The sequence below is a fragment of the Iodobacter sp. genome, assembly GCF_025352645.1.
Classification (GTDB): Bacteria; Pseudomonadota; Gammaproteobacteria; order Burkholderiales; family Chitinibacteraceae; genus Iodobacter.
The window spans coordinates 1-11,516 of record NZ_JANXSO010000077.1 but is presented as its reverse complement, the minus strand read 5'-3'; the positions used below and the strand labels follow the sequence as shown (position 1 = coordinate 11,516).

Below are 11,516 nucleotides of genomic sequence, written 5' to 3'. Positions count from 1 at the left end.
TGCTTCAAGGGGACTTTCAAAAGCCCAATGCAATCATCGCAATTAGTAGTAAATATTCGTTTAGTTCATTTTAAAAACATATCAAAAGCAAACATCACATGACTTTCGTAGGGTGGGTTAGACAAAAGCGCTTTACCTTTGGCGTAACCCACCGTTTTTATACACAATGAAATATTGGGCTAATAAAGCTTTAGCCTAAGCTACCATGCAAAAAATTAAAACTTAGCCCCTACAAACACAACCCCATCTGTGCGGCTAGAATTAGGCGCAGCTGCGTATAAACGTTTAGTCGATGAATTAAAATAGCTTATCCCAGTTAAGGATTGATTTGCAAACAAACACGGTGACCCACCAAATTTAATAACCATATCGTAAACATTGCCATCTGCGCGTGGCGTTACCGAGCCTGAAATTGAACAAGTAGATGTTCCAGCTCCGGTAATCACACCAGCGGCAGAAATATTCACTGCGGCCGATTCATTTCCTGAAGAAGTTGATACAACTCCTGAAAACACACCAGCAATATTAGTTGAATTAGGCTTTGTTTCATAATCACGATCATAGCTACTACTAAAAGAAGTAACACCAAAACGTGAATCTGAATAAGCTACTGTTCCGCTAAATGCCGATTTAGCGGTATAACTAGCAGAAACAAATGCGGGCAAAATGCCATATCCCTCTAGGTTAAAATCTTTCGCATTATTTGATTGAAAGGTTCCATTACTTGCAGTACCAGCCCCTTGAACGACACCCGCAATTTTATTTGGATTGCCAGCTACTGAATAAAAATTGTAAAACGTCCCATCATTCAATACTAAAGAAGTAATGGAGCGATTTGCAGTCGTTTTACCCAACCACAAACCGGCGGAACTACCCACAACAGGTACTGGAGCGGGTGTTGGTACGACAGTTGGTTTTGGAACGGGAGTTGGTGTAACAGCTAAACCACCATGATGTGAGCAAGCCCCTTGTTTCCCAGCAGACTGGGTAGTCGTACCATCCGCACACAAGGCCACACCACTTTCATCATCAGCACTACCTCCACATGCAGATAAAAATGCAAGCAATACCAAAAAGAACATGCGCTTAAAATATATTTTTTTCATAATTTTATATCTTATTTAAAATAATACGAATTCAAAAAAACATAAAATAATTCGCCTAGACAAACAGCGCATACAAAACAACCCACATTATGTGTGCTTGCAAATAGAAAAATTTATTGTGCACTGGGCAAATTATTCGACGAATATGGCAACAAAAAAATCCAACGGCATATTACACCAAGCTTTAAAAAAACACACAAAATAACAAAAAAAATACTTACTAAATCAATCAGAAAAATTTAACACAATGAAATTTCACCGCAGATTGAACTCATGCATTATCAGCAAGTAGTTTGGGCATGTTTGATCAACCCTACGTACCCCCGATGGGCTGACCATGATTTACCCCAACCTACCTAGTAACCGCGCTCTACGCATAGGGCTTAAGAATCCCCTTGAAGCACGCCGAAGCGAGGAATAAGCGGGGCGGGGTTTCGGAAAAGGGGTAGCGGGCTTGCTCCCGAGCAGCCTTTTTCGCCGAGCCGATTATCCGCAGTGAGGGGCTTTCGTGCTGGTCGGGGCGGCTTTCTTTGCTTACTTTCTTGGCCGTTCAAGAAAGTGAGTCCCACGCGGGGGACTCCCGCACCTAAACCAATGTGCCGAAGGCATCTAAAAAACGCGCTTAACTTGTGTACAGTAGGTTGAGCTAAGCTATATGCCCCCTAACGCACTATGGCTTCCAGACATTTTTAAAGCCATTACTATTAGACCAAAGATCAAACCTACCAGTTAATTCAGAAAAACCATACTCTTCCAGTTCAATACTTGAAGATGAATCAGCCCGCGTGAGCCCATATTCCATTCCTCTTCTGTAAATTTTTCTTATTTTTATTAAAGTACTTTTCAAAGACTCATAATCATTAATGATTATTTTCTCAGCATTAATGCCAACTTCCTTAGCAAAACGAGGGAAATATATATTGACCTCCATCGCTGTAAAATTAGGGGCAGAAAATTTCATTTTCGACCAAAAATGATCTTCATACTGCTTTTCATAGAAATCAAAAATACCAGATCCAATTTCAACTGAAACCCCACTTAGCGTTGACTTATTAAAAATAATTCCATACATTTTGAAAGCATCAATTTTTAAATCAAACTCATCAGAAACCGTTTGCATATATTTTTGAAAATGGTCACGATGACTTAGATAATTTGCAAAATTATTCTGAAGTTTACTTTGTGTAATAGTTGCTACTTTTTGCGCAGAAGAGTGAAATTTAGAAACAACCATCCCAAACGGGATACTCAAAGCAGCAATTGAAAGCGATAATTTAAATTTAGAAAAAAACAATACGTAGCCATCCTCAGTAAAATTAAAATAAAGATTTTTAAATAACGGAAATGCCATTAAAACGGCAAAAAGCAATGGTAAAAATGTGGCCACCCAAAATAAAAAATTTCTATGTAAAGGATTAAGCTCATCCAATTTAAAACTAATATTTCTAATGTGCATAGCCAAGCCCTTTATCAGAATGGAGGAGTTGACTAAAAACTGTCACCCCGCCATGCCAATGCAATATCCAGTCAAAAAACAATCTAATATTTATTAATTTTTGGTATATATGTAGTCAAGGCACCATTGATATCTATCTTCAGGAGCGTATTTTTTTTCAGCAAACTTAAGAGATATCTTCCAGTCTTTTATGATTGCTACTCCTCCTTGGTTACTAGACCATACTCTGACACTATAGATATTCCAATACGCTCCAATTTTATCATTATAAAAAGTATCAGCTTCTGGCTTTCCAAGAATTTCAAATTTAGTCGGAGAAAAAAATTCAGTTGCATACTCAGCAGAGTCTTTACACCAGTTAGCGCTGAGCTTTTCACCTTTTATTGTGGTCTCTAAGTATTTTTGAAGCACCTCATACGAACGACTTGTCGGCTTTATATTTTTGTCACGCATTTTCAATTGTGGTAGATTTACTTTTTCTTCAACAACTGGAGTAGTCACACATGCACTTAAAAAACAACTAGAAATAAATACCGATATCAATTTTATTAATTTCATATCAAATTCTCTCTAAAGTAGCGGGTAAAACCCAAAGAATATATAATTAACACACTAGGAAGATATAAAAAATAAACTTTATAAAACAAACACATCTACTCTACTAGAGCTATCATTACCAAAATATAAACGTTTTTCAATTTTCAAATTAAAAAATAAGCACACAAAATTAAATACGTATACTAAAAATAAAGATTGATCAGGGCATTGCAGATAATTTTACTAACATAGCATTAACAGAATTATAACAAAGGCATATTACACGAAACTTTATCCAGTCTGTTTCATCTCACAAACAATCCCCTCCCCCAACCACCCCAACTCCTCCCTCTGCCCCAAATAAAAACTCGCATTCAAGCGCATTTGCTTACACAGTGGCCCGCCTTGGGGGTAGCAGAGCCAGCCGGGGGCGAAGTGGATTCCTTTGGCGAGCGCTTTTTTTAACAGGGCACTTAGGTCGATGGCTTGCGGCAGGGTGATCCATAGCAGGTAGCCGCCGGCGGGGATTTCTACTTGGGTGCCGGCGGGAAAGCAGGCGAGGATGTCGGTACGCATGGCGTCAGTGCGTTTTTGTAATTCAGTGCGTAATTTGGCGATGCTGCGGGTGTGTAAATCGCCCGCGAGTAAGGCGGCCAGCGCCAATTGGCTGGGGAGTGGCGAGCTGAGTGAGCTGCAAAACTTGAGTGCGCGGATGCGATCGCTCCAGCGGCCTGGCTCTATCCAGCCAACTCGGTAACCGGGGGCTATGGTTTTGCTGAATGAGCAGCAATGCAGTACCAGGCCCAGCCTGTCATAGGCTTTAAGTGGCAGGGGGGCTTGCCCGCTAAAGTGCAGGGCGCGGTAGGTGTCGTCTTCGATAATCGCTAGCTGGTGCTGGTAGGCTAAGTCGAGCAGCGCTTGTTTATCTGCCTCGGGCATACAGCGCCCGCTGGGGTGCTGAAAATTGGGCATCACCAGCAAGGCGGTAATAGCTTGCTCTTGCAAGAGCACCCCCAGCGTGGGCAGATCCAGATAAGGCTCGGAAGCGACTTCAACTACGCTGATTCCTAGCTGACGAATCAGGCTAAGCACGCCGGGGAATGCAGGTGTGACTACGGCAAGGCAGGGCTTACTAATGCCTTGCACTACGGCTTGAATCGCCAGCGATAAGGCTTCCATGCCGCCACAGGTAACGATCAGGTTTTCCCAATGCAAATGCACGCCTTCGCTGTGATACATGCGGGCAATTTGGCGGCGTAGCTGATCTAGCCCCAACATGGGCTGATGATTAAGCGCTTGCGGATAAGAGGCCATGGCCCGCATTAATTCACGATTCAGGGCGCGGGTATCGAGCAGATCGGCATTGATAAAGGGTGAGCCCCAAGGCGCGGCAACGTTTTCTAAAAGACAGAGTGGATCGAACTCGCCAGCGGCCAGCGCATCGATCTTTCTACCCTGCCCCGCCACAATCACCCTAAACGCCGCACGCGGCTCGGCCTCTACATAGGCCAGCCGCTCCAGCTCATAAAAGGCTTTTTTGGCGGTGGTCATGCTGACTTGGTGCGTTTGGCAAACCGAGCGTAAGGAAGGCAGCTTATCGCCAAGCTGGTAATCCCCCCTATCGATGGCAAGGGTGAAGAAGTCGATTAATTGCTGAAATTTGCTCATACACTCAGGGCTGGATTGCGGCCTGACAGGCCGCTCAGCCATAGTGTAAAGCATTGGTAATTCCAGATACTCGGGAAACAAAGAGATAAAATCCTTTTTTAGCATCTGCGGCCCCAATGGTGGCATAAGTATCGACACACAATAGGTGGTACTTCAACTACTGTAGCCCCCCCTTTTTTCAAAGGGGGAACAAGTACATCAAACTTATTTCGATACTGAAGCAATGGTGGGTGGCCCGCGAACAGCGATACAAATCCTAATTGCAGGGCTTTAAACACTTAAAGTCTTACAAGAAAACTGAATTCAAACCATGTTTTCCTCTGTGAAACTCTGTGTTCTCTGTGCCCTCTGTGCCCTCTGTGCCCTCTGTGGTTCAAGATTTAGGTTTTTCTGCATCACATCTATAACTCACTTCATTGCAAGGCCAGAAAACTGCTTGGCGCGCTGACTTTCCACGCGGGGTGGTTGCGGCTTTTGGCGGTGAAGACAATCGGCACGCTGCCAGTGGATTGGGCGACTTCTAGCCTTACGGTAATCTGCCGGTTACTGCCTGCGGGCAGGGCAATCACTGGCTCGTCGCTATAGATTTCTACACCGGGCAAGCCCTCTACCGTTAGCTCTAAATGCTGCTCGCTGGCCGAGCTATTGCCCAGTTGCAGGGTGTAGCTGTTTTCCAGCCAGCCTCGGGCTGTTTCGCGGGCGAGGATATTTCTATCCCTTGCGATATCCAATTTGAGCGGCTGGCGCTGCATCAGCGACACGCTGGCAATGCCCAATACCAGCACCACGGCTAGACCATACAGTGCCGCTCTTGGGCGCAGCAGATGCTGCCAGCTTAAGCCCACCGCGCCGGGCTTTTGCATATTTTTCTCATTGGTAAACCGAATCAAGCCGCGTGGTTTTTCGACTTTATCCATCACCACATCGCAGGCGTCGATACAGGCGGCGCAGCCTATGCACTCATATTGCAGGCCTTGGCGGATATCAATGCCCACCGGGCAAACCTGCACACAGATATTGCAATTTACACAATCACCCTGCGGAACGGCTGCTTTATGCGGAGCACCACGCGGCTCTCCGCGCACGGCATCGTAAGCCACCACCAAGGTTTGCGAATCAAACATCGCACTTTGGAAACGTGCATAGGGGCACATATGCTTACACACCTGCTCACGCAGCAAGCCCGCCAGCACATAGGTAAAGCTGCCGTAGCTAAAAATCCATAGCCATTCGATAGGCCCAAAAGACAAGCTTGGCAAAGCGCCTGCCATATCGCGAATCGGGCTGAAATAACCTACAAAACTAAAGCCAGTCCAAAAACAAAACAGCAACATCAGCGCGTGCTTGCTGGATTTGCGCAGCACTTTTTTCACCGACCACGGCGCGGCATCCAGCTTAGCCCGCTGGGTGTGCGAGCCTTCGGTTAGGCGATCTATCCACAGCATAATGGTGGAATACACTGTTTGCGGACAGGCATAGCCACACCAGATGCGCCCAGAAAGCGTGCTCCAAAAAAACAACGCAAACGCCCCCGCCATCATCAGCGCCATTAAATAGATAAAATCCTGCGGCCAAAAATTCATCCCAAACACAAAAAACTGCTGCCGCGCCAGATCAAACCAAACCGCCTGCTGCCCCTGCCAATGCACCCACGGCAAGCCAAAGAAAATCAACTGGGTAATAATAATCATCAATACCCGCCAATTATTAAACCGCCCCTTAGTCAAGCGCGGATAAAATTGTATGGGCATGGCTTTAATAGGCTTGGCAGGCATGGCACAAATCCAATCAGCAAAAGCCACTTTATACTTGCCCCCGCGGCCCAATCAAAGACACAGGCAGGCAGAGATAAGGGTACACAGACGGTAAATGAATCAGCTAAGCTGAGTGTGCTTTAAGGCAGGGGAAGGATTGTGTAATCTGAGAATATTAGATGTCCGCAGATGAGGGGCCTTCGTACTGGTCGGGGCAGCCTTCTTTGCTTACTAGGATTTCTGGCCGTTTAAGAAAGGCAGTCCCCACTGGGATAATTAGGCAGTGCTTCAGCTGTAGCTTCCCCCTTTGTTGAAGGGGGATTGAGGGGGATTTGCTTTTGAATTAGCTGCTATCTTTTAGTAATGATATGCCGTACTAAATCCCCCCTAGCCCCCCTTTTTCAAAGGGGGGAACACATCAAACTTGTGCAGATACTTATGCTCCGCGAGGATGCCGCACCTAAATCAACGTGCCGAAGGCACTAAAAAGATCTTTTTGACGTTGGTTAGCGCGTATGGGGTGCAACCCGCGAGCGATGCTAAAAAATACGCGGGTTGCACCCGCCCTACGATGATTTAATGCTTGTCATTGCGTGGCCGTACCATGGCTTATTGCTAAGTTAACGGGATTATATTTTACCTAGCCAAAGACAAACACAGCCCTACAAATTCAAACATCCCAGCTGACATTCAGCCTGAGATTGCAGCACTTAAGGATCACCATGTACTCAGCCCAAACCATAGAATTTGCTCAGCATAAAGAAAATGAAGCCGAAAAATTAGCCTACCGCTTCCACGCCGAAAAAAGCATGGATGGCAGAGATCGCGATAACTATATGCGCGACTATGCCCGGGTTTTATACAGCTCATCGTTCAGACGCTTGCAAGGCAAGATGCAGCTACTTAGCGTAAACAACACCAAATTTAGCCGCAACCGGCTGACGCATAGCTTAGAAGTTGCCCAGATTGCCCGCAGCATTGCCATGGATTTAGGCTTAAAGCACCCTGCTGTGACTGAAACCTGCGCACTGATTCATGATATTGGCAACCCACCATTTGGCCATCATGGAGAGCGTATTTTGCATTCGCTCTCTAAAGACGTGGGTGGCTATGAAGGTAATGCGCAGGCATTTAGAATTGTGCATAATTTAGAAACCAAAAGCATTCATTACTCTGGCCTAAATTTAACCCTGCGTACCATCTGGGGCACGATTAAATACTTTCATACTTCGGCAGAAAACCCGAATAAATTTTTATACGATGATAATTACCATTTTTTAAAAGAACAGCTAAATAAGCACAGTATTCTTGATAAAAAAAGTATTGATGCGCAAATCATGGACATCGCCGATGAGATTGCCTATGCTGCGCATGATTTAGAAGACGCTATTAATGCCGATATGGTGGATATGGGCGAGCTGCTGTACTCGTTTAAAATCAGCGAAAAATACAATGATGCTTACGATACTTTTAAAGAAATTATTGACGCCTGCCAAAAAGAAGCGGGCGGCGCTTATTTAATGCGCACCTCGGAAGAATTCTCTTATATTTTTATTAAAGAGCTTACTTCAACCATTATCCATACCCTTTGCCAAGACATTGCCGTGGTAAACAATAATGGGGTAGAAGAAATTGGCTATCGCCAGCATGCAAAGCTAGCGGCGGGCTTAAAGAATGTGTTATCTAAAATGATTCTTAAAAAGAAAAGTATTCTGCAATACGAAAAACGCGGTGAAAATATTATTCGTGGGCTATTTCAAGTTTATTCAGATGAGCAATATAACCCAGGCCTGCAACTCTTCCCTGCCGAGCTGCGCTACCGCGTGGGAAAAGAAAACACCACTCGCCTGATTACCGATTATATCTCCGGCACCATGGACGCTTTTGCTACGCAAGAATATATTAAGTATTTTGGTGAATCTGAATACAATAAATTATATAAAAACCATATTGCACCTTAAACCATTCACATAAGGATTTGTATGCAGCTAACAATTGGCTTGATTGGCGATTTTAATGCTGAAATCACTGCACATCAGGCGATTCCTGTGGCGCTGGAGCTGGCGGCCAAGGCGCTAGATATAGGAATTAACCCTGTATGGCTGCCTACCGCCGATATCACCCACAGGGCGCAGCTCCAGCAATTTTCGGGGCTTTGGTGCGTTCCCGGCAGCCCCTATCAGAATACCGATGGTGCATTACTGGCGATTCGCTATGCTCGCGAGAAAAACATTCCATTTTTAGGCACTTGCGGTGGCTTTCAGCATGCGGTGATTGAATACGCCAGAAATGTACTGGGCTGGGCCGATGCCGATCATGCAGAAACCGCCCCCGATGCACAGCGGGCAGTGATTTCGCCGCTGGAATGCAGCTTGGTAGAAGCCAACGCCAGCGTGCGTTTTATGGCCGTATCAAAACTTGCCGAGGCTTATCAAAATCAACCATCAACTGAAGGCTATCGCTGCCGCTATGGGCTAAACCCTGAGTTTCAGGCTGCGCTCACCGCTGGGCCATTACGCGCCACGGCCATGGATGAGGCTGGGGATATTCGCGGCATTGAGCTAGATGATCATCCATTTTTTGTCGCCACGCTGTTTCAACCAGAGCGCAAAGCACTCACAGGTGTATGCCCGCCGATTGTGAAAGCTTTTATTACCGCTATTCGAATAAGCACTATGAAGTACAGACAATAATGTACAACTTGCCTAATTTAAAAAAGGAAAACGAATCTAATTAGCGAAGATAAACCCCCTTGACTAAAACTCAGCGCACTCTGTTATCCGCCCTGCTTGCTAGCATTAGCCTAGCTAGCGCAGCTGCGGATATAAAACCGGATCTGCCCATCATGCAGCAATCGATGGAAGATCAATCCCGCCGCTTGATGCAAGAAAACGCCAATCGTTTTCGCTCGATTGTTGATGATCAACGCATGCGTCAGCTTAAAAATGACGACAGCGCCCTGCCAGCCCATCCTGCCTCCAGCATGCAAGAGTTTGATTGCCTTGCCATCAAAGGGCTAAAGCTGGCTGGAATAGAGTTACTGAGTCATGCCGAGGTGAATGCGCTAGGTCTACCCAGCGCAGAATGCCTAAGCAATCAAGATATCAATCGCTTTATTCAGGCGCTCACCACGCTTTATGTGCAAAAAGGCTATATTGCCGTGCGTATTTTGGCATCCGGCCCAGATGCAGATGGGGTGTTAACGCTCAGGGCGATTGAAGGCCATGTTGAGGCTATCCAAAGTGCTGATCGCCGCCTAAACACAGGCACTTTGTTTCCAGATGTGATTGGGCAGCCGCTCAATATTAAAGATATCGATCAAGGGCTAGATCAAGCCAATCGCTTGCAATCAAACCATGCCACCGTCGATATTTTACCTGGCGCGGCTCAGGGCGGCTCTATCCTCATGCTGCGCAATCCGGAATCCCCGCCTTGGCATGGCGGCATGTCGCTTAACGATTCTGGGCAAGAATCAACCGGTGAATGGATTGCTGGCATGAATGCCTCTTGGGATAGCCCATTTGCAGCTTCTGATTTTATTAGCTTATCTACACAAAGCACCACGGATAATCCCAATACCCGCTATAGCCGCAGCAGCTCTTTGTTTTATTCCCTGCCCTATGGTTACTGGACACTGAGCGCCTTTGCCAGTGAATCCCGCTATTTAAACACCCAGCAATTAGATGTCTATGCAGTGCAGCTATCGGGCGAATCCAGCCAAAGCGGCGTAAGGCTTGATCGGGTTATCGCCCGCAGCCAGCACGCCACCAGCACGGCCAGCGTACAGCTAAGCCATAAACGCTCGGATAATTATTTTCTAGATGGCTGGCTAGGGATCAGCAGCCCCAAACTCACCGTAATGGAGCTTGGTTTTAACCAGATGCTGATCGGCGATAGCGGCATTTGGGTGCTAGATGCATCGCTAGAAAAAGGCCTGACTTGGTTTGGCGCAGATCACGATAAGCCCATAGCCGATTGGCCTAGGCCAGAATTCACCAAGGCTAAGTTAGGGATCAAGTTATATCGCAATTTTGTAATTGCCGAGCAGGCCATCAGCCTGCAAAGCAGCTGGAGCTGGCAAGGCAGCCGCGATCGCCTACCCGCTATCGAGCAAGTAGAGCTAGCCAGCCAATCTGCAGTGCATGGTTTTAAACGTAACTCTTTATCGGGCGATACCGGCTGGTATTGGCGCAATACGCTATCTGCCCGCCTACCCCTATTGGGCGCTTTTTTAAGCCCAAGAATCGGCATCGATACTGGGCGTGTTTTGCAAGCCAATCTAGGCTATCAAAGCTTGGCCGGAATGACTTTGGGTTTAAGCTTCAATATGCAGGATTTTAATATTGATTTGGAATACAACCGCGCGCTCTATATGCCGGATGGATTTAAAAATGAAGAAGGCCAGATTATTTCCAGATTAAGCTGGCAGTTTTAAAGCGGCTGTTCTTATTCATCACCCGGCATAATTTCTTAACGCCCTAATCGTTAAAAATATTCCCGAAAAGCAATTTTTCTAAAAAATGGTGGGTGGGCAAGTTTTTATGCCCACGCGTCCACACCATGTGGCTGCGTGGGCACGTTAGAACAGTACCTTAGACGCATCAACATAAACCAATGGCATGTATGGCTTTTTTTGTGGGAAAGGAAAAACCTCATATGCACTAAACAATTTTCTTGTGCCTTAGTAAACAGCGAAAAAACATAATGACCACGCTCTCCGCATGGGGCTTAAAAATCCCCTTGAAGCACGCCGAAGCGAGGAACAAGCGGGCGGGGTTTCGGCGAGGACTGTCTGAGCGAAGCGAGTTCCGCAGCCGCCGCTCGATTGTCCGCAGTGAGGGGTTTCGTGCTGGCTGGGGCTGTAAAGGTCAAGGACATAGGTAACACTTTAGTCCACAGACATAGGTGACACTTTTCGCGTTAAAGTTAAGTAATCATTTTTTGCACCTGTTACCTGTCGCTCATCAAACGAACCTAGTCGAATCGGCCCAAAGT

General features: G+C 46.0%; 8 protein-coding genes. 3 read left to right on the top strand and 5 right to left on the bottom strand.

The features are described from left to right. Positions 1-215 precede the first annotated feature (215 nt). The 5 genes from Q0R17_RS09390 to ccoG form a co-directional block, all read right to left on the bottom strand. On the bottom strand, positions 216-1,106 hold the full coding sequence (locus Q0R17_RS09390) for a hypothetical protein (RefSeq protein ID WP_293934390.1): 891 nt from the start codon (positions 1,104-1,106) through the stop codon (positions 216-218). A gap of 670 nt (positions 1,107-1,776) precedes the next feature. Beyond that, positions 1,777-2,562 carry a hypothetical protein gene (locus tag Q0R17_RS09385; RefSeq protein WP_293934387.1) on the bottom strand — a complete coding sequence of 262 codons (786 nt, stop codon included), beginning with the start codon at positions 2,560-2,562 and terminating at the stop codon, positions 1,777-1,779. A gap of 93 nt (positions 2,563-2,655) precedes the next feature. Beyond that, positions 2,656-3,120 (bottom strand): hypothetical protein, encoded by a 465-nt coding sequence (locus Q0R17_RS09380; RefSeq protein WP_293934385.1) that lies wholly within the window; start codon positions 3,118-3,120, stop codon positions 2,656-2,658. Positions 3,121-3,390: 270 nt separating this feature from the next. Continuing rightward, on the bottom strand, positions 3,391-4,821 hold the full coding sequence (locus Q0R17_RS09375) for a PLP-dependent aminotransferase family protein (protein ID WP_293934383.1): 1,431 nt from the start codon (positions 4,819-4,821) through the stop codon (positions 3,391-3,393). Positions 4,822-5,180: 359 nt separating this feature from the next. Beyond that, positions 5,181-6,542, bottom strand: coding sequence for a cytochrome c oxidase accessory protein CcoG (ccoG, locus tag Q0R17_RS09370; protein ID WP_293934381.1), 1,362 nt, complete (start codon positions 6,540-6,542; stop codon positions 5,181-5,183). A 701-nt stretch (positions 6,543-7,243) separates the two neighbouring features. Here ccoG and Q0R17_RS09365 point away from each other — a divergent pair. The 3 genes from Q0R17_RS09365 to Q0R17_RS09355 are packed head-to-tail and all read left to right on the top strand — an operon-like array spanning position 7,244 to position 10,956. After that, positions 7,244-8,482, top strand: coding sequence for a deoxyguanosinetriphosphate triphosphohydrolase family protein (locus Q0R17_RS09365; protein WP_293934379.1), 1,239 nt, complete (start codon positions 7,244-7,246; stop codon positions 8,480-8,482). A 21-nt stretch (positions 8,483-8,503) separates the two neighbouring features. Next, positions 8,504-9,214 (top strand): CTP synthase, encoded by a 711-nt coding sequence (locus tag Q0R17_RS09360; protein WP_293934378.1) that lies wholly within the window; start codon positions 8,504-8,506, stop codon positions 9,212-9,214. 59 nt (positions 9,215-9,273) lie between these two features. Further along, positions 9,274-10,956, top strand: a complete 1,683-nt coding sequence (locus tag Q0R17_RS09355) for a ShlB/FhaC/HecB family hemolysin secretion/activation protein (protein ID WP_293934376.1) — start codon at positions 9,274-9,276, stop codon at positions 10,954-10,956. The last annotated feature ends 560 nt before the right edge of the window (positions 10,957-11,516 follow it).